Here is an 18,736-nt window from a genome sequence, read left to right on the forward strand (position 1 = left end):
CTGATTGCCTTGGGATTATTTCTTGCAGCAAGTAGTAAAAAGCGTTTCATTTACACCTCAAACATTTCGCCTGATACGGGAACAGGCTTGTCTTCTTTTTCAGGTGGAATTGCATCTTGCTTTTCTCCAATCTGTCTTATGTATTTTCGTAATTTTCTATCTGATAATCCTGCAGCCGCAATTAATCCCAGTGGACCTAAAAGGAATCCAGCAAAAAACCAAGATGTAGCACTATGTCCTTTATCAGAGGCAATATTTGAAGCAAGAAAACCTGCAATTAATCCAATAATCAGAATGAAAAAGAATGCCATAAGTTAATAATTTCTCATCCTTTCTAGCTGAACTAGATCAACTCATCTTTTTGCTGTAAACAAAATTACACTGATATTTATAGAGTTAGTCAAACCACTTTCAGGCGGTGGTCAATGGATTAAAAATTATAGTTTCACCAAGTAGGAAATAAACCAAGCGGCAAAAATAACTTTTCTCAAAATGAGATATGGAACAAACTTAAAAGCCTTCTTTTCGAATGCTTGTTTATCAGTTGAAGTCATATAAAAAAGAAAACCCTCCCAGCGGAGGGTTAATTAAAACTGTGTGAGGAAGTTTTTGAAGGGAAAAGAGTGAACATTCCACCCTTCAGGTTCTCAAAAAAAAATGCAAACCTAATGAACTAATTTTTAAATTTGCGAATAGAGGACAGGATTTCGACGACCGTCCCCCGATCTGGTTGATGATGCTTACGTATTACACCAGTAAGTTGAAAAATATTTAATAAGAAACGTTCAAGAAATGATGCTCGGTTGGGGTAGTGCTTCCCTAATCCCATCCAATAAAAAGAAGGCTTAGACCAAAGGTGTAAGTAAATTATCTATAAAACTCTTATCACTTCAATCATATTTTTACAAAAACTCCATAAACGCAAAAACTTCCAAATAAGAGGATAATATTTTTTGGAATTATTCTTGAAATTTGATTTATCCAAAGACATTACAACTTGAATCTGGAAGTGATCTTCTTAATAGTCTTCAGACTCTGGCGATAAAAGAGAATAAATTTGGATATGTTTTGAGTGTAGTAGGTAATTTATCCATAGCTAAATTTCAATGTCCTGGGAAAAGAGAAGCTACTACAATTGAGAATCATCTAGAAATAATAGCTTTAAATGGAACAATATCTCCAAACAAATGTCATCTTCATATAAGTCTTTCAGATGGAGAATGCAAGGTATGGGCCGGTCACCTAGAGGAGGGAACGATAATACTTAAAGGCGCTGACTTATTAATAGGATTTCTTGATGAGGCTATTAATAAAAAAGAGGCCAATACTAATCAACAAACAGTTGAAATATTTATACTGCCAGATTGTCCATGGTCCTCGAGAGCTGTTCGGATGCTGAGAACATTACAGATACCACATGTAATAACAGTGATCGAAAATGATGATGATTTTAATACCCTTCGTAAAAGAAGTAATTATTCGAGCTTTCCTCAGATTTTTATAGATAAAGAATTTATCGGTGGTTACTCAGAATTAGCTGAACTTCACGCTTCTGGCAAATTGAGCAGTTAGTGAGTTATTGAACACCTTATCTACTTTTTTGTCATTCGATAAGTGACATAAAAGAACAAACCAAGTACTGCAAGATTTGCAATGGCATTGGTGATTGCTATTCCCATTAGTTATCAGTCTTATTTATTCTAAGCAAATAAACCCAAGTACAAAAGCCAATTAATAAGGTCGCATCAAGTGCTAGGTACCAAGGGGCTAAAAGGTTATGGAAAAGGTCGTTCATTAGCAAAATATTTAGAGGATCACATCTCAATCACTTCAATAAGAGAACTTGATTAAAAGCTAATAAGAAATGAATTTTTTTACCAGTCGCCACAATCTAGGGACTATTAATGCAAAAAATGCTCATTTCAATAGGACTTCAGATTGCATCAATAGGTGTTCTATGCCCTTACTTGAAACGAATAGGATTAGGACGATTACCTGGGGACATAATTATTCGAAGTGAAAACTCATCTTTTTATTTTCCAGTAGTTAGCTGTATTGCCATCAGCCTGCTTCTTTCAGTCATTTTTAATTTATTTCGATCCTCCTAATGAGTTTCGCCGATAATTGGGCAAGAGTTTTTGTTGTGATTGCGTTTCTTACTTTTGGAGAGGCTCAGGTCATTGGTGGAATTGTTCCAAATCTGATTGCTTTTACTTTGTTTCTTAGAGCAATTGAATACTTTGCTTCAACGGGAAAAATGGCTGAAATATTCGGCTGAAAAAACAAGAAATGAGTTATTTCTCAATGAGGGCTGAAGAAAATGCTAAAGGGAATGATTGAGAAAGTAAATGCTCTTGACAGTTGAAAAGTTTAAGATAATCAATGAGTTTCTATCAATCTTTTTTTTTCGTTGCCTTGTCATAATTGAATTTGGAAGAGAATTTGCTTCCTTGCCAACTAAGAGTTCCTTGGTACATGTCCTCATCGTGTAAATATCTAATCACCTCTTCTTGATCGGGTGCAGGTGCTTCGGCTAATTTCTCTGCTCGAACTGCTAAAGGACAGAAAAATAAAAGAAGGCAAAAAACAAACAAAAAGAGTTTTTTCATCTGATTAGTCTTTCCTCCCGAACTTAATCATTGCGACAGGGACACCCACAGTAAAAGCAACTCCAATAACAAGAATTAAAATTCCAAGAGGAGAAAAGATTTCGACACCAAGTCCAGCTTGAGAAAAGAGCATTACCTATGCCTAATTAAATAATTGATTAGTTCTATTTTTGAGGAAGCGTTTTTGATAATTGGATCTAATTTTTTTTAGGTGGGGCAACCTTTCTGCTACATCAACAGGCATTTTCTTTGCCGCTTTGAGTAACTCAATTGCGTATTTATGAGTTTCCTTTCGAACAAATAATCTATGTAGGAAATCCATTGGTCGAAGCTTGGATCATTTACACACATAGCTAATTTTTTTTATTTGAACAATGGTTTTTCTTTGAAAGGAGTCAGAGATTTAAAAATTAATCAAAGTAGCAATAGCAAAACAACCAATAAAAGTTCCTAACATTGCCAAAGGCATCGTCATAAAAAGCAGCAAAATTTCACTTGGTTTTCTCAAAGAATTACTTTTGACTTTACACTTTGTAATGTAAACAAAATCAGTCACCACTGTGTTTATTGCTTCTTAAGATATTCTGCAAAGAATATTAACCAATTATCAACTAACGCTTATTGCTCTTAGCTTTACACTTCTCAACTTTATATTGCATCGATTTCAGCGAAAAATTTTTGCTCTAGATAACGATGATAAGTTTTGGTATGTTCGCCAACATTGTGTCCTTTGCTGCTAATACTGCCTGAATAAAGGATTAAAAAGGTTCGGTTTTAGGAAAAGAAACGTAGTGCTCTCCTACTCCCGACCAAAAAAAATGTGGATTAGACCAAAGATGTAAGAAAGGAGGTCTTATGAGACTATTCACTCCCTTCACTATCCCCAAAAAGGAAAACTGCGACCTTTGCAGGATTAAAAGGAATAATCAGAAGAGGGGCAAATAGCCTCTCTTTTTATTGCTGAGGTAATGCATGGATTGGAAAGCCCTACTTCAACCGAACTTCAGTTATTAAAAAGCTACTTTTAAAATTACTTCATCAAGAGCGAGTAACTGGGTTCAAGGCTGTGTTGCGTTCAAGCTCTAGAAAGAGAAGGGGACAGTCGTCGAAATCCTGTCCCTTAGCTCTACATCTTAAAAAAAAGTAGGTCTGCACTTTTTTAAGAATCCGAAGGGGTGGAACATTCAATTTTTTCCCTTCAAAAACTTCCTCACACAATTTGTCTATGAGTAAGAAGAAATCAGAATATAGAAGGATCTTTGAAGATAATTCACTTTCTGATCTACAAAAATACAGGAAGATAAGTCATCTTCAGAAAAAAGGCCCAAGATTTTGGTCTGTTATTTTTGGCTTGAATGCAATAATCTGGCCGTTGCTATTCGTTAATCCCAACATAGAAATTGATGATCCAAACATAACTCCAATCGCTGCGTTGAAAAAACTAAAAAAACTAAATGTTGCAACTAATTTTAGTTAACCCTCCATCGTGAGGGTTCTTTTTTGTCTAAATATCTATCACTGAGGGACTGTTACCTTCCACTCTTTTATATTTCAACGTATCTTCCTTTACTACAGAAACTTTTATAACCCGTTAGGTTTGTCAAAATTTCAAAATCGAATGAATTCATCTCTTACTAGAGGGGGCGAAGGCGTCAAGTTAAACAGAGTATCCAAGATTGCTCTTACTTTGACTTCTTCTACTTTCTTCCTATATGGACTAGGCCAAGCACCAATCTTCAAGAATTTCCTTGCTAGTGCAATGTCTGGAGCTTGCCCATTCTCTGGTTAATTAAATTTGAGATCTCAAACTAAATAATGAAAAGGGCTGACCTTGATCAGCCCTTTTTTATTGTTACCCAACTCAACTGTTTAATTCGAAGCCCCACATTAGAAAAATCAAACCCAAGCCCATAGTCACAATTGGTGCATAAGGGTATCGACTCATTTGGTATTTCGTAGGCCAAGGCAACCAAGTCAAAAGCTTTTCTTCTCTACTTATCTTTCTCTGCGTAGAGGATTTTGGAGGTAACCCAATTTTTTTTCTTCTCCTGGCTTCTCCCATCATCTTATTTAGATCAGGACAAATAATAAGAGTTCTTTGATCGGATTGGAGCATAAAAAACTTGTTTCGAGATTATTTTGGTGTTATCGAAAAAGGTATAACTGAGAGAAAGCAGGAAGAAATGCTCTAAAGAATGATGGAGAAATTACAAGCTTTGGAGGGTGGAAGAGTTTTAGATATTTAATTAAGTTAGGGAGAATAAAATTAATCAAATGATTAAAGAGATCAATACTACGGTCTACCGAGAAAGTGATGGTGTGATTTTCAAGAATGAGCTTCGATGTGAGGAATATGAAGAGGCTGGTTTAAATTTGGAATAAAAGGAAGAGATTTTTTAATTAGAGCTTTGGAATATAAAAATGTGGAATACGATGATTATTCTTATGAATGCCTGAAATCCTAAATCGCTTCCAGATCATCAATTATTGTTTGTACTGAGAGACGTTTATGACTTTTTTAGATTGATGGATGATATGCCTGTTGCATTGGAGCCTTAAACGGAGAATACGATCATCAAACATACCAAGATAAAATGGAATATTTTCTTCGTGAAAAGGACAATCTTTTTTAGTTAACTATCTATTTTGACTTTAAACACGATGAGGAAGCCTATCCTGCTCAGTCGACTTCCCACATCATGCCAAAACTCGGAAGCCTTTAGCTACTTCTTCGTTTCTAGGCGAGGTACTGATCCCTCAACATGTGTATATTTTGAGTAGACAGACAATAAAACGTGTGTCATAGGTGTTCGGTTTTCATCTCTAGCTATTCCCTTCTGTCCCTGAAATGGAGGTATGGCCGCCTTCAATCTGACCAACAGATAGCATCACATCTATAGTAGTATTTTTGTACTGCTATTCAGATCTATGAAGCGTGACGGCTGGGTTAAAGATGGAGGCGGGATATGGATATTGAGGTTTAGATACGATTGGGATAGTTGGGAGCAAAATCCGAAAGTACTAATTGATAAAGGGAAATTGATGCCCAACGGAATACCTCTTCTTAAAAGTAGAAAAAAGATGAGAAGGAATCTTGCGATTGCCCTATGGAATGATCTTTTAACTTCTGGATGGAAGCGAGTCAGTCCTCAATGGGAATAGGGGTAGTTAAGCCTCGCACGAAATCATGTAAAGACAAGAGGTTGCAACTTCCTGAAACCCTCGGTGTCGCATGTCTCAGGAAAATCCGAAAAAATTACTGCGACACCTGCGACGTTAATTAAGTTAACTAGTAAAAAGTTTTTCCTCAAATCAATTACTTTTAGATGCCCAAGACTTATTTTCTAATACTTCTCGTAACTGGCTTCTCAACAGTCTGTCAGGTAAGCCAGCTGCAGCAATTAGTCCAAGAATATTAAAAAGGACTCCGCAAGCGAACCATCTCCAAGCGTCATAACCTTTATTATTTGCTAGTGAAGAACATAGAAGTCCACATGGAATACCAAAGACAAAAGTAAAGAGGAAAAGTGAACCGATGGAAGAATAGGAACCATAAAAACTTGTCATGTCTAAATTCAAAATCTGTTGATTACTATCTTGCTCGACTTTGAACTAAATGGAACTTTTTATGACTTAAAAAAACTAAAATAACTTCAGGAAAAATTTAAACTCGATGAGAATAGAAAAAGAAATTGAACGTCTACGTCAACGTGTACATAAACTATCAATAGAGAAAGATCCACCGACTCTTCGTATGGTGATGGTTACAGATGAAGGGACTGCACAAGAACTATCAGCTTGGGATTTACGCGTAAAAGTAGAGAGAAAGAAATGAGTGTCGTTTAAATGAAAGAGAAAAGAAACGGGACGCCGACAATCAAGGAGATTCCAGTCTCATTTGCTCGTTAAAAAAGACAGTGACAGAAAATTAATCAGCATAAAATTTATTTTTAGATAATTGACCTATTCCTGCATTAAAAGAATTACATGGATCTAATTTTTTATAAAAACTTTCAAGATCTTCATCTGCTTTATATAGATGACCTACATTGTGTTCTGCAGGATATTTCGCACCTATATTATCTAATTTCCTAAGTATTTCATTTTTTGTCTTCTCTGCATTTATACCTTTTTTTAATACGAAATCCCAATGAAATACCATACACATGAAGTGAGCCATTTGAAAAGATTCCAATGAATTTTCAAAAATCAAATCGGGGATTATTTCATACCAAGATTCACAATTTCTAGGCAATGCCACATCTAAAGCTAACACCTCTCCTGATACATTATTATTCATTATTTTCGATCTTTTTGGAGCCAAGCCAGCAACATATCTATGAAGTAGAATATCCTCAGCTTCAGAACCTATACATTCAAAATAATCAGACAAAGCATTATCGAAACATAAGCTATTTAATAAATTTCTTGTCTCTTTAATAACATTATCAGATGCAACTATGATTAAGTAATGATTAAATCTAAGTCGATAATCTCTTAGCCTTTGAGGCAAATGATCTGGTAAAATATTTGATAGGTAGTGTAAAAATTTATCAAATATATTTTGAGGCATAAATGGTACAAAAGCAAATAATATGTCAACAATTCTCTTTAGCCTAAACAAAGTAGGCATGATTGATTTTCCTAGATACTTAATGATCATAAATGTATCTTTTCCATATTTATCTGCTCCATCAAATGATGAAGAATGCATGTATTCAGTCATATCAGGTAATTCACTAAATTGAGAAAGGATAGTTTTCCTTATGTCCGTTAATGTTGAGCTATTATTAGACCCAAAATAGAAAACTTTTTTGTTTTTTGATTTTAAAAAAGTGTCTAATCTTACAGCAAATACAGCAATTTTCCCTGCACAACCACTGGACTCGAAAAGCCTTCTTTTGTCTGAATTAAACCTTGCAGGAGTTTTAGAATTAAAGTTTCTTATACGATCCTTGTAAGTATTATCAGAAGCCTTTTTCTCTGTGTTTAGGATATTATCAAAATTGAAATTTGACTCTTGTAAGTTTCGAAGTATTTCCTCAGGGCTTTCTCCAAGATCAATTCCTAAATGATTAATTAATTCTAATTTACCATCACTATTTAATTGAGCATAAAGCGATAATTCCGTATAGGCAGGTCCTCTTTTAATTAAATTCCCGCCTGAATTATTACAAACACCTCCGACGATAGACGCTCCAATACAAGATGATCCAATAACAGAATGTGGCTCTCTATCAAGTGGATCAAGGATCTTCTCCAATTTATATAAACTAGCTCCTGGGAAAGCTAAAACTTGTTTCCCTTTATTGATCAGCAAAAGTTGATCTAATTTAAGAGTATTTATAATCACAACATCTCTGTCATATTTATCACCATCTGGAGTTGAACCTCCTGTAAGACCAGTATTAGCTGCCTGAATTAAAATTATTTTTTCTAATGAAATACATAATTTAATTATTTCCCAAAATTGAAGAAGGTCCTTTGGCAGGACAACTGCAACAGCTTCTCCGCAACCAGCCCTGATACCTGTCCTGTAACTTTTAGTCTCTCTCTCTCCAAAAAGGGCATTTTGGGGACCAACTATTGAGATGAGTTTCTCTTTTAAGGTATCTAATTGAAAACCTTTCAATTTTTTGCCTGTAACTTTTTCTTATCTCATTTTTAGCTGTTCTGTTTCAATCAGACATCACATAAAAACGAACTGACTTATAACAGTTCATTTTTTTTATTAGTTGGCCATCATATAAAAAAGGAATCCTGCAAGAATAGTTAGCTTTGCACCAATGCCGTAAGCAATTATCTTTCCAAATCTTGAGCCCCTGGAATAATCAGACCAATGATTATCAGCCTTATCACTTGAAGTCATTTCTAATTAGAGAAACAGTTTTAGCGAGAAAAGGAAGTTGCTATGCAGTACACCTCCCTTAACTCTCATTGGATCAATGCTCACTGATAACCAATGTTCGAAGAGCATAACTATAAATTCTTTATTTCTCTAGGACGGTTGAGGTAGGGCTAACCAGCACAAAAAGACCTACACCATTGCTACTGAGGTCAAGAAAAGACTCAGGAGATCCCGCTGAGATCCCCCATTCTCACTCTCTAGTTATTCGATAAGTGACATAAAAGAACAAGCCAAGCACAGCAAGATTTGCAAAAGCATAGGTAACTGCTATTCCCATTAGCTATCAGCCTTATTACTTCTAAGAAAGTAAACCCAAGAAAGAAATCCAATTAGCAATGTTGCATCAAGAGCAAGATGCCAAGGGGCTAAAAGGTTATGGACAAGTTCGTTCATTATTAATCCTCAGCATCAACGAAAGCTCGAGTGATTTTAATTAGTTTTTTACAAGCTTGAAAACTACCTGCCAAGGTCAAAAGCACGGCAATTATCAGAACAACTCCGGTGTAATAACCTTTTAAACCCAAACCATATAAAAACAATAATGCTGTCAACGTCCAACCAATAGTTGTAGAAATACCTTTTTCTCTCTTTCCTTCGAAAAATTGATCTAATCCAACAGGCCAACCAATTATCAACATGAATATTGAAGCAAGAGCCTTTTTCTCTTTTTTTCTGAGCATTTTGGGAAGTGGTTTATAAAGCAATATTGCCTTACTTCATCGCTATCGCCCAGCGGTTAGGGCGAGTAGTAAGAAGCGGTTCATATCTATAGCCCCATCCAAGCATTAATTACTTTTGTTGTTCTACTAATCCATCTCATTTGTTCATGGCTTACACCAAGGTTGAAAGGCATATCTTTACTCATTTTAAAAACAGCTAATTCATTATTTTTTTTCCTGTACACCAATCCATACATATTCGCTAATCGCAGCTGAAAAGGTTCAAAAGTACCAAGTACATCTTCTCGTTTGATGACTTGCCTATCCATGATATTTATATGACTTTCATGAAAGTCCGCCCAACATTTCGGGTAAAGCTTTGTTGTTATTTTTTCTCGTCTTCCATTTTCCATTTCATAAGTTACTTTCACTGGACATCTGAAATCAATTCTTACTGGCCAATTCAACTCTGCATCCCAATCACTAATCTTTGGTATGGGCTCAGCCTTGGTAGCGATAGGAGAGAGAAGCCCAGCGGTTAGGGCGAGTAGGAAGAAGCGTTTCATTCTGTTTTTTTCTTTTTAAATCTCTCCATAAACAAGCAGACAAATACATAAAACAAGCCATCGCAATTATGTAAAAGTAAGTCATCTAATTATTTGTTCTTACTCTGAATTAAAGCATTTGTAAAAATTATATCAACGCAATGGACGCAATGAACGCTCAATATTTCAATCAACGAGCAATGGACGCAATAACCGATACATATCAATCAACGGCAATCAACTATTAGCTACTTCTTAGTCATTCGATAAGTGTCATAAAAGAACAATCCAAGTACTGCAAGATTTGCAATGGCATATGTGATTGCTATTCCCATGACTGTAGTAAGCGTTTCATTTAGAACTTGGCGTATTTATCGCAGACTTAGTCATCTTTTTTTTGATAAAGATCGAGAACTTTGAAACCACTTAGTACTTTTAAACAAAAGAAAAAACATTGCCAACAGCAGTAAAAAAGCTAAAGCATCTAAATAAATGAATATCTGAGCGGAAAAGTTCACAAGTTTTATGAGGTGCTCATAGCACTTTTTGATATGAAAATCTTTTCAAGCTTTTTTCTTTCCCTTGTGAGTTGATCTTGTGATAACCATATGACATTATTAAAAAACAAAATAAATTTAACAACAGCTATTGGAACCAAAATCAATAGATATAAGCTATGCAAATCCATTAATGATAAAAATTTAAGACGCTATAAAAACAAAGTATCCAATTTATAAAATCAAAAAAATAAAATATGATTCTTTTTTTGGTCACATATTAACCAACTTGAAGCTTTTTTCTATTACTACGTCTTTCTATATGATCAAGTTCAACGCAAGGCTGAGGAGAGCTTTTCGATAGAGTACGTTGATTATTAATTAAGCACTTTTGTTTTTATCTGAAACTTTTCGGGCTTCAGTTCGTGCAAGTTTCGCCTCAACTTGAGCAAGCCCTTTATCTAGTGCATCAGTTTTTATTAATGATTTTTCTGCCATTAATCAAAGTTTTTTAAGTTCATCGGAGGCTGATTTCATTTCATCGAACCAATCTGTATCTAATCTCTGCAATGATTTTTGATGTTAAAGGATTGTTTATAAATAAATAAGTAAAAGTTAAGATAAAGAAAGCCAAGAATGCACTTAAAAATAAAAACAGGATGAATAAACCTGAACTTGATTGAAAATTCAAAAAATCAGCAGCCTTTATTAGTTCGTTGCCAGTAAAACCCATTACAAAATAATCTAACTTCTTCTAAAATAATCATTTTAAAAACATACGAAGTAATTAAAAGTTGATCAGACAGATTTAAAATACATGTTTCAATGTGACTTATAATCTAATTCTAACTTTCAAATGCTAATTAGAAAAAAATAAAAAAGTAAAGTTATTTATGTTCAAAAAAAAGTCCTCTCCATGGGTTAGAGAGAACTTGAAATGCTTTATCAAATCAACTATAGATGCAATCAGTTTAAGCGTGAATTTTAAGTTACAAGGAAAACATCAAAATATACAGAATCAATAAATTTTAAATGCTTTTTATGTAATCATTTGAAATTTAGTTTATTAATATTCTTTGATCAATCATCTTTCTTGGTCGGGCTACTCCCAATAGCTGGAGCATTTACACCATCAAAATTAGGACCAACTATTAATCCTACAATCGCAAAAAGTGCTATCGAAAGAGCACCTGCTAAGACTGCTGTTGGAGCAGGCGTACCAATTAATGAAGCAATAATCATAAGTTAATAAAATAATTAGAAAGAAGCTAATATAGCAAAAGCTTTTTAGTACTAGAAATAAGATATATGTAATTTATCTGTATTTAAATGATTTTAAGAATGTAGCAAATAATAGATTGATGACTCTTTTTTTTATAGATAAATCCTTTAGAAATCGATTTAAACAAATTTCATATTAGCAATTCTTAAAGAACCGAACTAGTAAATATAAATACTTACGAGTAAGCCGATCTATTTTTTTTTATTTAATTAATTTAAGTTTGCTCAACTTTTTACGAGATTTCACAGATGGGTCTATTTCAAGCAATTCCAGAAAGCTTTTCAGTTCTTCAAATACTTTTATTGTGTTTTACTCCTTTACTTCCATTTTTATTTTTTGAACTAATAAATAATTTCAAAAATGACAATGATGATGATGACTTTGATGGTGGAATTAATATTTTAGCTTTGCAATCTTAGAAAATTATCACCATCATGAGCAAATTGAAACTCCAAAAAGATTTGCAAAGCAACTATGAAATACGACTTTTTTGATATTCCAAGATTAATGATTTCTCAACTCTGCACAACTTTATACATTACCTATGGCATATTATTTTAAAACTTTAATCGAAAATTATTGCGTAACGGGCAAACTTTCAGAAGATGAAGTGGATTTCCTTGAGAGAGAACACATAAGAACAATGAGTTCTATTAGTGAGATAATTTATCCTTCCATTGCTAACATAGATATATGTGAGGCTTGTAATCTTGAGCCAGGAAGCTTTTGGATTATTTGCAATGCTTCCATACTTGATCGAATTAGACCAGTCAAGACTGGTAAGCAAAGAGCACATAAATTATTTGATGCACTTTGTGAATATCAACTTTTTACCTCCAAGACCTGACGGGCGAGAATTAGAAAACAGTTATATTAATCTAATTATTTTATTAGCCTTTTATAAGCTTATAGATAAAGCCATTGCCCTCTGAATATCAAAGAAATTATAAATTTAAAAGGAAAATATAAAGAGAAAATAAGCACTTACATTTTGAGTGTAAATATGGACTTTTCATATTTTTTCTTGAATGTATTTTTTGTATAGCTGTTTATTAAAAACGAAATAGGAATTATGCTTTCTAAAGATAATGCTCATAAATCAATAGAAATCATGTTCGAACATGCATTAAAACGAATTGAAGAATTAAATGAGCCTTATAGGCAATGTCTTTTTGAGGAATACAAAGAGTGGATTGAGGGGCTTGGCGACAAAGGGATAGGTCAAGATGCAATAATTTTTAAGTATATTGGCAAGCTAGGAATTAACTAAGTATGGATTTGATTGAAAATTTAAATTGTATGAATATATCCAAGAAAATATTTGATTGATTTTTGTATTATCTATACCTATATTTTTGTAGCCAATTTATTTGTGTAAGTGCTCCCTTTTTACAAATAGATATTCTGAATATTTTTATTCGCAACGCTCAACTATATTAGATTGTAAAGAAAATATTAAACCAAGCTCAGGGGCTATGTCTTTCGCAATGTTTTATTGCCTTTCAACTATACTTTTATTTGTGATATTTTTTACTTATACGTCAACCTATATCGCAAAAAGACGGCCAAAATTTGTCTATAAAATTCATTTAGATACGCTTAAAAATCAATTAGAGGAAATATATGATTTACAAACTTATAAAGACTCTATACACAAATAATTTATTTATATAATGGCTGCTAATTCATTAATATCACAGGTATAACCTTCCGTTAGGAAAATCCTCTAGAGACATACTTGCTTCTTATCTAATACGATAAAAATCAACGAACAACCTTACAAGAATTACAACTATCGGCTTACCAGCTGCTATTGGATTAGGACTCGTATGGGTAGGCGTTCGAATTATGAATAACGAAAGAAAACTTGCAACTAGAGAAATGGAGCTACGGCTTTAACTTGATGTAAAAGCTATTAAGTGTTTATAACTAGGCCTGTCTAGTACTTTTAACCTAGTATTACCCCTACTCTGTTTTTGGAATTGACTACTATGAGTTTATTCTTCATCTAGGTTGTATAATCGGTATTAATATAAATTCAAATTATACAAACAAGTAAACCCTCTATAGCATTACTAATATAAAGAGGTTTAATGTATTGAGCTATACATTAAATATGACATTTGTAATTACTGAACTTTTATTTGGCAACTTCAATACGATTAAAATTCCAATAACTTCAGATTCAATCTTTCTTCTACCTATTTTGATTGGACTTGGTTTAATAATTTCTTGCAGTCAATATATTTTTAGAGAATTACAAGAAAGCAAGATTTTTGTTCTTTCTAAAAATCAAATTGAAAATCAATTGGACTTTGAAGAATGTGTTCAAGAAACATTAACCCCGGAAAAGACAATAATAAATAAACTAAGTAGCTTTTCATCTCCCAAAATAGTAGGACTCGGAAGTCTAGCTTTTATAGCCTTAGGAGGGTCAGGTTTTCTAGCTTTGCAAGCTGCTAATAAGAACTTGCCTAATATTATTAAAACAAGTAATTTCAACAATCCAATCAAAGCTAAATCAACCAAATCTGAGTCATTAACATTTAATCCACAAAACATATCTATCACCTCTAAAAATAAGCTACAAAAAATTAAATATATAAGTCCTTCTTTTTCACAACTTAAACGCTCTAGAGAGAAAGAATATACAATTATTAAACCGATCAAAAATAAATCTTTCGATTTTTAATCCTCTCAACTTTTACTCTTTCGAACTAAGTGCGTATGAAGTGATAGCAATTCGATAGCGTATTAAATAAATATTCATCCTGTCAGGCAGTGGTCTATGGGTTAAGTCCTAACAAAGGGGGAATTCAGTAGTTATCTAATCCTTCTTTCCGTACTTAATCATTGCAACAGGAAGACCAACAGTAAAAGTAACTCCGACAACAAGAATTAAAATCCCTAGAGGAGAAAAGATTTCAACACCAAGCCCTTCTTGAGCAAAGATCATTATTTAAAGACTCCTACAGTAATCTCCAACATTACCTTCTTCATTGCCAATAAACATTTTTTGAATCTTTTCGCCTGCACTCAATCCCTTAATTGTCTCATTCTGTGAATAATGTTCAGCACATAAAAGTTTTGCTTTATTTACTTTGAATTGAGGAATCAACCCAACTGCAATCCCGATCAATGCGGCTGTTGATGTAATGACGCAGTATCTGATTATTTGCGGGCCTTTATGAGAAGACATAAAAAAGGAGATTAACTATTTGGTTCTTTTCAGAAAGTTTTGCTCTATTAAAAAGTAAAGCATAAGTTTATTTAACAGCTGCTCCTTTTTGTTTTTGATTAACTAACGATGCGAATCCGATACAAGCAAACGCAAGCAAGCCTAAGACTAAAAATGATTTAGCGAGAACAATTTCTGAAATCTCAAGAGTCATTTTTTTTAACTACGATTTATAGATATATTGTGAGTTAATTCATTTAATGAAAAGTACGAATTAGACATACAAGAGTAAGTAAAGAAGATACCAAGAATATTATTCTCAACGCCTAATGTATCCGAATTAATTATTTGAGCGACAAAAAAGCACAACTGCATTTGTTTTGAGTATTAGCCTCCAGTGACACTCTGTATTAAAAATGTTTATATGAGTCCGCAATCTTCATAAGGCTATCTGATTTCATAGGCGTTTTAAATCAATGAAAAACTTTCTGCAAAAACTTTCTGACTACTTAAAAGAGATAAGTCAGAAAATCGCTGAGCTTTTAAAGGGAATCAGCGACAAAATTTCTGAATTCTTTAAAGGAAATCAACCAGTTGAAGAAGCTAAGTCTGTTAAAGAGACTCAGCCTGTCGAAGAAGTTCAACCTGTTGAAGAAGCTAAGCCTGTTGAAGAAACTCAGCCTGTTGAAAAAGTTCAACCTGTTGCAAAGAAAGAAGATAACTCTCAATAAATTCTATTAATTCCGATTTGTGATTGATCCTTTAATCTTTTAAACAAGCATCAACATTTCTTGGTTATAGATCTACAAGCACAATGTATCGTCTTCTCCATAGTGGAATGCTTGATGATTACGTCGAAAGAATAGAAGGTGAAGCTTATTTAGATATGGGTGGGGAAGGAAGAAAACCAACTCTTGCACGTCATGTAATGACCTTATTGAACTGGCAAGCTGACTTTCAAGTGATCGATTTTGCCCCTAAGCAATACATAAAAGAAGAAGCGAGCAGACTAAAAGAGTTAACCAAACAGTTAACCTCTCCTAAACCTTAAACGCTGTTATGTCAGCTTATTTGTGCTTATTAATCTATAACGCTCTCCCAAAAGCTGAAGCCCGACTCTAGAGAATTTTAGAGCCCTAAGACAACCCCCAAAAAGTTATTTCTAAAAAGTACCTTCGATTATTTAGTTGTATCCAGGGGCAATTTGTTCCACTTATTTAGAGGGCAATATTTATTTGCAACTATCTCAGCTGTTGGATCCATATGCACAAGGTTCCTCTACATCATTAAGCCTTCGAACAGTAATTGACCATCCAGGTACAACAAAAATGAGACATATTGCATAAAACCAAGCTGGCAATGGAAAGAATGAGGAAATTCCTCCTGTTTCATAAGAAGATAAAATTTGAGACTGAAATGATTGAAAATTCAGAGCATAGAGAATCAATAGAAAAAAACCATTTAAGCCGTTAACCCATAAGTAATCAGAACGAGTTGTTTTACTTTTGACGTCAAAAGATTTTTTCCAGAAACCTATATATGCACTAAGAATGCCCAAAACTAATACGGTATCTAATAAATTCTAGATAAATATAATTTCTATCAATACAAATTTATTTATAGTGAGAATTGATTCGAAAATTCTTTTTAACTTCAGAAGCTAAGTTCCTTGGTTCGGAACTTTTCCACCTCACCAACATTTGTTTTTTACTGATAGATAATTAGAAGAACCAGTTAGTGCAATCAGCATCGGCGCAAGTAGTAAGCGTTTCATTTTTTATTCTTTTTAAATTTAAAGATACCCATTATTTGTTCACCAAATGAACTCCAAAATATGACAACAAATGGGCTTAATGCTATTAGTCCAGTGACGAAACGAAAGCTTTTACCAATTCCAAATACTATTAAACAGAAGACTAAGACCCCAACGATTAAGGCACTTTTTCTTTTCTTAAATAAGTCTCTAAATCTTGGCTCTTGAGATAAATCCTTCTTTTTCTTGTTATTGCCTTCGAGGCATGGCATTCCTTCTATGTAAGGCACCAAGATATTTAATAACCATTTCTTGAAAGCATTTATAGGATTCATTTCAAAGCCAAAGACCAATTTGGTGTTTTTGAATTTACACCAAGCTTTCGCTTGACTTCACCTGAGTTAATCTTGACGACTAATCCATCACAAGGAAGGTTCTCAAATAATTCACCAGCCAACCATTCACGATGCCATCTTTTAACTTGCTTTGGATCGGCTGTTCTATTCGTTGGAGGAATTTCAAAGAACCAACTTTCTAAGCGTTTAATATCATCAATTTCATTTTCAGTACTTCCAAGAATTTCATAAGCCACAAAGCTGAGGCCAGCTCCAGTTGGATTTTTCTTTCTTAAATGTCCAGCGGCTAATGCTTGAGATTTAGTTCTAGAAAGGTTTGGTGCATAAAGTTCGCCACGGATCTCAAGTGGTTCTTCAGAAACTGCAATTCCATCTTCTGGAAGTTCTACAGGAAGATTGCAAACAGTTCTAGCTGCCTCCGTAACATCTTTTCCACTTCTAGTGAAGGCTGCTACTAAGGTTCCAGACTGGTATCTCAACCCCAAAGCGCAACCATCAAATTTAGGTTGAATGATCATCGTTTCACCTCTGGCAGACTTGGCCCACCATTCGCTGAAGCAATATTTATCCAAACTAAGCAACTTCATTTTCTTCTGAAAAAATGAGTTCTGAGGATCTATTTCCCTAAGCCTATTTTCTAATTGATCAAATTGCTTATCACCTACTTGAGCATCGCCCGCTCTGTAGTCCCTATCAAGCTTCTTGACAAAGTCAGAAAGTTCTTTTGCGTGAATTTTGCGTGAAGAATTATTTCCCATCAAAAAAGCAAGGGCTGGGAACCCTTGCTGTGACTGATCGGGGCGACAGGATTCGAACCTGCGACCTAGTGCTCCCAAAGCACCCGCGCTACCAAGCTGCGCCACGCCCCGTAACCAACTAATATTAATACTTCAAAGGCAATTAATTAAGTGGAATCAAAAAATATATTCATTTTACCGTTATTTTTCAAAAACTTCTGTTAAATTAATCTCACAATTTAATTACTTAGATTAAAAATCTAAAACAAAGATTCACCGTCAAAAAAATGAATAGAAATTATTAATTTGTTAAATATTATTTACATTAATTATGAATTACTTTACCATATTCAGACAAGGCCCAACTTAACAATTATTCTTGGTAAACTACCCATTATTAAGTTCTCGACAAATAAATATTTTTAAACTTATATTTGTAAATAAATAAAAATATAGGAAAACGAAGACTAATTAGCAAAAAATAGTTAAAGATAAAGAGCTAAAAAATACAACTTACTTAGATTATTTAAATTCTAAAATTACAAAAGTCCTTGAAAAAACCACAATTCAAATCTTAGTAAATGAATATTGTTATCAAATCAAAAGATACCTGGAACATTTTGGACTGTTATTGCATGTGCACCAAAAAGATCAAAGGAGCCCATCATTACAACTCAACGATTGAACTTTTTGCATTCGGAACCATGATCGCTTAAAGATGTGGAATTTTTTCATAACTATTTAGTTTTGTAAAGCTTGCAATCCTCTGCAAGCCCATTGGAGTGGTGATTATCAGGCCTAATCTTTCAGATTCAATCCATGAACTCGTGGGAATCCTTCCAGTTGATTAAAATATAAAAAAATACAAATCATTGGCTCCTCACTTAGATCACCCTCTTTTAATATTAATCTGGCACGTACTTGTTGGATATCTGCTTACTGTAAGCTGCGACTGGAACTGGATTCCATTGACAAAGGATGAAAAGAAAAGAGGTCCTTCTCTTGACCAAATCAGGGGTAGAATATTTGGTTGATAAACATGAGATAGGAGAATAAGGTTAGTTGGCAAAAAAAAAATTAGCTAATTTATTTTTCCATGAGTAAACTCATAAATCAATTTGACTTTAAAACCAATGGAATAACTTTTTAATTTAATAGATATAGACTTAAAATAAGTAGAAATTATAAAGGTACGGTTAGACCCCGAAGAAT

General features: G+C 33.7%; 31 protein-coding genes and 1 tRNA gene. 14 read left to right on the plus strand and 18 right to left on the minus strand.

From position 1 onward, the window contains the following. Positions 1-50: 50 nt before the first annotated feature. The gene (locus tag AC6EIY_RS03760; RefSeq protein ID WP_498507681.1) at positions 51-311 is read right to left on the minus strand and encodes a hypothetical protein; all 261 of its coding nucleotides are present in this window, start codon (positions 309-311) and stop codon (positions 51-53) included. Positions 312-972: 661 nt separating this feature from the next. On the opposite strand from AC6EIY_RS03760, the gene AC6EIY_RS03765 reads away from it, so the two are divergent. The 3 genes from AC6EIY_RS03765 to AC6EIY_RS03775 all read left to right on the plus strand — a co-directional run bounded on the left by AC6EIY_RS03765 (position 973) and on the right by AC6EIY_RS03775 (position 2,278). Next, positions 973-1,572, plus strand: a complete 600-nt coding sequence (locus tag AC6EIY_RS03765) for a PCC domain-containing protein (protein WP_498507682.1) — start codon at positions 973-975, stop codon at positions 1,570-1,572. Positions 1,573-1,913: 341 nt separating this feature from the next. Then, complete coding sequence (locus tag AC6EIY_RS03770) at positions 1,914-2,108, plus strand: DUF2905 domain-containing protein (RefSeq protein ID WP_498507683.1); 195 nt, start codon at positions 1,914-1,916, stop codon at positions 2,106-2,108. Next, on the plus strand, positions 2,108-2,278 hold the full coding sequence (locus tag AC6EIY_RS03775; RefSeq protein ID WP_498507684.1) for a hypothetical protein: 171 nt from the start codon (positions 2,108-2,110) through the stop codon (positions 2,276-2,278). The genes AC6EIY_RS03770 and AC6EIY_RS03775 overlap by 1 nt, the downstream gene beginning before the upstream one ends. Positions 2,279-2,393: 115 nt before the next feature. On the opposite strand, the gene AC6EIY_RS03780 is transcribed toward AC6EIY_RS03775, so the two are convergent. Further along, positions 2,394-2,609, minus strand: a complete 216-nt coding sequence (locus AC6EIY_RS03780) for a hypothetical protein (RefSeq protein ID WP_498507685.1) — start codon at positions 2,607-2,609, stop codon at positions 2,394-2,396. Between the two features lie 4 nt (positions 2,610-2,613). Then, on the minus strand, positions 2,614-2,742 hold the full coding sequence (locus AC6EIY_RS03785) for a hypothetical protein (RefSeq protein WP_498507686.1): 129 nt from the start codon (positions 2,740-2,742) through the stop codon (positions 2,614-2,616). Between the two features lie 1,092 nt (positions 2,743-3,834). Here AC6EIY_RS03785 and AC6EIY_RS03790 point away from each other — a divergent pair. Both AC6EIY_RS03790 and AC6EIY_RS03795 read left to right on the plus strand, forming a co-directional pair. After that, complete coding sequence (locus AC6EIY_RS03790) at positions 3,835-4,086, plus strand: hypothetical protein (RefSeq protein WP_498507687.1); 252 nt, start codon at positions 3,835-3,837, stop codon at positions 4,084-4,086. Between the two features lie 141 nt (positions 4,087-4,227). After that, the gene (locus tag AC6EIY_RS03795; RefSeq protein ID WP_498507688.1) at positions 4,228-4,398 is read left to right on the plus strand and encodes a hypothetical protein; all 171 of its coding nucleotides are present in this window, start codon (positions 4,228-4,230) and stop codon (positions 4,396-4,398) included. A 72-nt stretch (positions 4,399-4,470) separates the two neighbouring features. Here AC6EIY_RS03795 and AC6EIY_RS03800 read toward each other — a convergent pair whose 3' ends face one another. Further along, a complete protein-coding gene (locus tag AC6EIY_RS03800; RefSeq protein ID WP_498507689.1) occupies positions 4,471-4,725 on the minus strand; it encodes a DUF2839 family protein in 255 nt (84 codons plus the stop codon). Positions 4,726-5,537: 812 nt separating this feature from the next. Between AC6EIY_RS03800 and AC6EIY_RS03805 the strand changes: the two genes are divergently transcribed. Continuing rightward, the gene (locus AC6EIY_RS03805) at positions 5,538-5,771 is read left to right on the plus strand and encodes a DUF1651 domain-containing protein (protein ID WP_498507690.1); all 234 of its coding nucleotides are present in this window, start codon (positions 5,538-5,540) and stop codon (positions 5,769-5,771) included. Positions 5,772-5,921: 150 nt separating this feature from the next. Here AC6EIY_RS03805 and AC6EIY_RS03810 read toward each other — a convergent pair whose 3' ends face one another. Continuing rightward, a complete protein-coding gene (locus AC6EIY_RS03810; protein WP_498507691.1) occupies positions 5,922-6,176 on the minus strand; it encodes a hypothetical protein in 255 nt (84 codons plus the stop codon). Positions 6,177-6,282: 106 nt separating this feature from the next. Here AC6EIY_RS03810 and AC6EIY_RS03815 point away from each other — a divergent pair, with 106 nt between their 5' ends. Next, positions 6,283-6,444: a hypothetical protein gene (locus tag AC6EIY_RS03815; RefSeq protein WP_498507692.1), complete on the plus strand. Its 162-nt coding sequence runs from the start codon at positions 6,283-6,285 to the stop codon at positions 6,442-6,444. 93 nt (positions 6,445-6,537) lie between these two features. On the opposite strand, the gene dld is transcribed toward AC6EIY_RS03815, so the two are convergent. The 6 genes from dld to AC6EIY_RS03845 form a co-directional block, all read right to left on the minus strand. After that, a complete protein-coding gene (gene dld, locus AC6EIY_RS03820) occupies positions 6,538-8,241 on the minus strand; it encodes a D-lactate dehydrogenase (RefSeq protein ID WP_498507693.1) in 1,704 nt (567 codons plus the stop codon). Between the two features lie 99 nt (positions 8,242-8,340). Next, entirely contained in the window at positions 8,341-8,478 is a 138-nt protein-coding gene (locus AC6EIY_RS03825) for a hypothetical protein (RefSeq protein WP_269613329.1), read from the minus strand. A gap of 434 nt (positions 8,479-8,912) precedes the next feature. Then, positions 8,913-9,197: a hypothetical protein gene (locus tag AC6EIY_RS03830; RefSeq protein WP_498463076.1), complete on the minus strand. Its 285-nt coding sequence runs from the start codon at positions 9,195-9,197 to the stop codon at positions 8,913-8,915. An 86-nt stretch (positions 9,198-9,283) separates the two neighbouring features. Beyond that, the gene (locus tag AC6EIY_RS03835) at positions 9,284-9,742 is read right to left on the minus strand and encodes a hypothetical protein (RefSeq protein WP_498463077.1); all 459 of its coding nucleotides are present in this window, start codon (positions 9,740-9,742) and stop codon (positions 9,284-9,286) included. Positions 9,743-10,756: 1,014 nt separating this feature from the next. Then, positions 10,757-10,951: a hypothetical protein gene (locus AC6EIY_RS03840; RefSeq protein ID WP_498507694.1), complete on the minus strand. Its 195-nt coding sequence runs from the start codon at positions 10,949-10,951 to the stop codon at positions 10,757-10,759. Between the two features lie 347 nt (positions 10,952-11,298). Then, complete coding sequence (locus tag AC6EIY_RS03845) at positions 11,299-11,460, minus strand: hypothetical protein (protein WP_498463078.1); 162 nt, start codon at positions 11,458-11,460, stop codon at positions 11,299-11,301. 288 nt (positions 11,461-11,748) lie between these two features. Between AC6EIY_RS03845 and AC6EIY_RS03850 the strand changes: the two genes are divergently transcribed. The 4 genes from AC6EIY_RS03850 (at position 11,749) to AC6EIY_RS03865 (ending at position 14,192) form a co-directional block, all read left to right on the plus strand. Further along, entirely contained in the window at positions 11,749-11,919 is a 171-nt protein-coding gene (locus AC6EIY_RS03850; RefSeq protein ID WP_498507695.1) for a hypothetical protein, read from the plus strand. 125 nt (positions 11,920-12,044) lie between these two features. Next, positions 12,045-12,347, plus strand: coding sequence for a hypothetical protein (locus AC6EIY_RS03855; protein WP_498507696.1), 303 nt, complete (start codon positions 12,045-12,047; stop codon positions 12,345-12,347). A 225-nt stretch (positions 12,348-12,572) separates the two neighbouring features. Beyond that, positions 12,573-12,770 carry a hypothetical protein gene (locus AC6EIY_RS03860; protein ID WP_498507697.1) on the plus strand — a complete coding sequence of 66 codons (198 nt, stop codon included), beginning with the start codon at positions 12,573-12,575 and terminating at the stop codon, positions 12,768-12,770. Between the two features lie 846 nt (positions 12,771-13,616). Then, complete coding sequence (locus AC6EIY_RS03865; RefSeq protein WP_498507698.1) at positions 13,617-14,192, plus strand: hypothetical protein; 576 nt, start codon at positions 13,617-13,619, stop codon at positions 14,190-14,192. Between the two features lie 135 nt (positions 14,193-14,327). Here the strand turns inward: AC6EIY_RS03865 and AC6EIY_RS03870 are convergent, their stop codons facing one another. The 3 genes from AC6EIY_RS03870 to AC6EIY_RS03880 form a co-directional block, all read right to left on the minus strand. After that, positions 14,328-14,456, minus strand: a complete 129-nt coding sequence (locus tag AC6EIY_RS03870; protein ID WP_498463083.1) for a hypothetical protein — start codon at positions 14,454-14,456, stop codon at positions 14,328-14,330. A 3-nt stretch (positions 14,457-14,459) separates the two neighbouring features. Continuing rightward, positions 14,460-14,699: a hypothetical protein gene (locus AC6EIY_RS03875; protein ID WP_498463084.1), complete on the minus strand. Its 240-nt coding sequence runs from the start codon at positions 14,697-14,699 to the stop codon at positions 14,460-14,462. 67 nt (positions 14,700-14,766) lie between these two features. Further along, entirely contained in the window at positions 14,767-14,892 is a 126-nt protein-coding gene (locus tag AC6EIY_RS03880) for a hypothetical protein (protein WP_498461872.1), read from the minus strand. 262 nt (positions 14,893-15,154) lie between these two features. On the opposite strand from AC6EIY_RS03880, the gene AC6EIY_RS03885 reads away from it, so the two are divergent. Further along, positions 15,155-15,409, plus strand: coding sequence for a hypothetical protein (locus AC6EIY_RS03885; protein WP_498507699.1), 255 nt, complete (start codon positions 15,155-15,157; stop codon positions 15,407-15,409). 83 nt (positions 15,410-15,492) lie between these two features. Then, entirely contained in the window at positions 15,493-15,729 is a 237-nt protein-coding gene (locus AC6EIY_RS03890) for a hypothetical protein (protein WP_498507700.1), read from the plus strand. 195 nt (positions 15,730-15,924) lie between these two features. Here the strand turns inward: AC6EIY_RS03890 and AC6EIY_RS03895 are convergent, their stop codons facing one another. The 4 genes from AC6EIY_RS03895 to AC6EIY_RS03910 all read right to left on the minus strand — a co-directional run bounded on the left by AC6EIY_RS03895 (position 15,925) and on the right by AC6EIY_RS03910 (position 17,656). Further along, positions 15,925-16,236 carry a DUF805 domain-containing protein gene (locus tag AC6EIY_RS03895; protein WP_498507701.1) on the minus strand — a complete coding sequence of 104 codons (312 nt, stop codon included), beginning with the start codon at positions 16,234-16,236 and terminating at the stop codon, positions 15,925-15,927. Positions 16,237-16,448: 212 nt separating this feature from the next. Next, on the minus strand, positions 16,449-16,766 hold the full coding sequence (locus AC6EIY_RS03900) for a hypothetical protein (RefSeq protein ID WP_498463087.1): 318 nt from the start codon (positions 16,764-16,766) through the stop codon (positions 16,449-16,451). After that, positions 16,763-17,545 carry an NAD-dependent DNA ligase gene (locus AC6EIY_RS03905; RefSeq protein ID WP_498507702.1) on the minus strand — a complete coding sequence of 261 codons (783 nt, stop codon included), beginning with the start codon at positions 17,543-17,545 and terminating at the stop codon, positions 16,763-16,765. The genes AC6EIY_RS03900 and AC6EIY_RS03905 overlap by 4 nt, the downstream gene beginning before the upstream one ends. Before the next feature lie 37 nt (positions 17,546-17,582). After that, positions 17,583-17,656 (minus strand) — tRNA-Pro (locus tag AC6EIY_RS03910). A 740-nt stretch (positions 17,657-18,396) separates the two neighbouring features. Here AC6EIY_RS03910 and AC6EIY_RS03915 point away from each other — a divergent pair. Then, positions 18,397-18,558, plus strand: a complete 162-nt coding sequence (locus tag AC6EIY_RS03915) for a hypothetical protein (RefSeq protein ID WP_498507703.1) — start codon at positions 18,397-18,399, stop codon at positions 18,556-18,558. Positions 18,559-18,736: the final 178 nt, after the last annotated feature.

The organism is Prochlorococcus sp. MIT2304 (assembly GCF_059772405.1).

What these genes read in the sequence shown, in the direction of transcription:
- AC6EIY_RS03760 (WP_498507681.1), bottom strand. Translation starts at nt 311, where the DNA reads ATGGCATTCTTTTTCATTCTGATTATTGGATTAATTGCAGGTTTTCTT.
- AC6EIY_RS03770 (WP_498507683.1), top strand. Translation starts at nt 1,914, where the DNA reads ATGCTCATTTCAATAGGACTTCAGATTGCATCAATAGGTGTTCTATGC.
- AC6EIY_RS03775 (WP_498507684.1), top strand. Translation starts at nt 2,108, where the DNA reads ATGAGTTTCGCCGATAATTGGGCAAGAGTTTTTGTTGTGATTGCGTTT.
- AC6EIY_RS03780 (WP_498507685.1), bottom strand. Translation starts at nt 2,609, where the DNA reads ATGAAAAAACTCTTTTTGTTTGTTTTTTGCCTTCTTTTATTTTTCTGT.
- AC6EIY_RS03785 (WP_498507686.1), bottom strand. Translation starts at nt 2,742, where the DNA reads ATGCTCTTTTCTCAAGCTGGACTTGGTGTCGAAATCTTTTCTCCTCTT.
- AC6EIY_RS03790 (WP_498507687.1), top strand. Translation starts at nt 3,835, where the DNA reads ATGAGTAAGAAGAAATCAGAATATAGAAGGATCTTTGAAGATAATTCA.
- AC6EIY_RS03795 (WP_498507688.1), top strand. Translation starts at nt 4,228, where the DNA reads ATGAATTCATCTCTTACTAGAGGGGGCGAAGGCGTCAAGTTAAACAGA.
- AC6EIY_RS03800 (WP_498507689.1), bottom strand. Translation starts at nt 4,725, where the DNA reads ATGCTCCAATCCGATCAAAGAACTCTTATTATTTGTCCTGATCTAAAT.
- AC6EIY_RS03805 (WP_498507690.1), top strand. Translation starts at nt 5,538, where the DNA reads ATGAAGCGTGACGGCTGGGTTAAAGATGGAGGCGGGATATGGATATTG.
- AC6EIY_RS03810 (WP_498507691.1), bottom strand. Translation starts at nt 6,176, where the DNA reads ATGACAAGTTTTTATGGTTCCTATTCTTCCATCGGTTCACTTTTCCTC.
- AC6EIY_RS03815 (WP_498507692.1), top strand. Translation starts at nt 6,283, where the DNA reads ATGAGAATAGAAAAAGAAATTGAACGTCTACGTCAACGTGTACATAAA.
- AC6EIY_RS03825 (WP_269613329.1), bottom strand. Translation starts at nt 8,478, where the DNA reads ATGACTTCAAGTGATAAGGCTGATAATCATTGGTCTGATTATTCCAGG.
- AC6EIY_RS03830 (WP_498463076.1), bottom strand. Translation starts at nt 9,197, where the DNA reads ATGCTCAGAAAAAAAGAGAAAAAGGCTCTTGCTTCAATATTCATGTTG.
- AC6EIY_RS03835 (WP_498463077.1), bottom strand. Translation starts at nt 9,742, where the DNA reads ATGAAACGCTTCTTCCTACTCGCCCTAACCGCTGGGCTTCTCTCTCCT.
- AC6EIY_RS03840 (WP_498507694.1), bottom strand. Translation starts at nt 10,951, where the DNA reads ATGGGTTTTACTGGCAACGAACTAATAAAGGCTGCTGATTTTTTGAAT.
- AC6EIY_RS03845 (WP_498463078.1), bottom strand. Translation starts at nt 11,460, where the DNA reads ATGATTATTGCTTCATTAATTGGTACGCCTGCTCCAACAGCAGTCTTA.
- AC6EIY_RS03850 (WP_498507695.1), top strand. Translation starts at nt 11,749, where the DNA reads ATGGGTCTATTTCAAGCAATTCCAGAAAGCTTTTCAGTTCTTCAAATA.
- AC6EIY_RS03855 (WP_498507696.1), top strand. Translation starts at nt 12,045, where the DNA reads ATGGCATATTATTTTAAAACTTTAATCGAAAATTATTGCGTAACGGGC.
- AC6EIY_RS03860 (WP_498507697.1), top strand. Translation starts at nt 12,573, where the DNA reads ATGCTTTCTAAAGATAATGCTCATAAATCAATAGAAATCATGTTCGAA.
- AC6EIY_RS03865 (WP_498507698.1), top strand. Translation starts at nt 13,617, where the DNA reads ATGACATTTGTAATTACTGAACTTTTATTTGGCAACTTCAATACGATT.
- AC6EIY_RS03870 (WP_498463083.1), bottom strand. Translation starts at nt 14,456, where the DNA reads ATGATCTTTGCTCAAGAAGGGCTTGGTGTTGAAATCTTTTCTCCTCTA.
- AC6EIY_RS03875 (WP_498463084.1), bottom strand. Translation starts at nt 14,699, where the DNA reads ATGTCTTCTCATAAAGGCCCGCAAATAATCAGATACTGCGTCATTACA.
- AC6EIY_RS03880 (WP_498461872.1), bottom strand. Translation starts at nt 14,892, where the DNA reads ATGACTCTTGAGATTTCAGAAATTGTTCTCGCTAAATCATTTTTAGTC.
- AC6EIY_RS03885 (WP_498507699.1), top strand. Translation starts at nt 15,155, where the DNA reads ATGAAAAACTTTCTGCAAAAACTTTCTGACTACTTAAAAGAGATAAGT.
- AC6EIY_RS03890 (WP_498507700.1), top strand. Translation starts at nt 15,493, where the DNA reads ATGTATCGTCTTCTCCATAGTGGAATGCTTGATGATTACGTCGAAAGA.
- AC6EIY_RS03900 (WP_498463087.1), bottom strand. Translation starts at nt 16,766, where the DNA reads ATGAATCCTATAAATGCTTTCAAGAAATGGTTATTAAATATCTTGGTG.
- AC6EIY_RS03905 (WP_498507702.1), bottom strand. Translation starts at nt 17,545, where the DNA reads ATGGGAAATAATTCTTCACGCAAAATTCACGCAAAAGAACTTTCTGAC.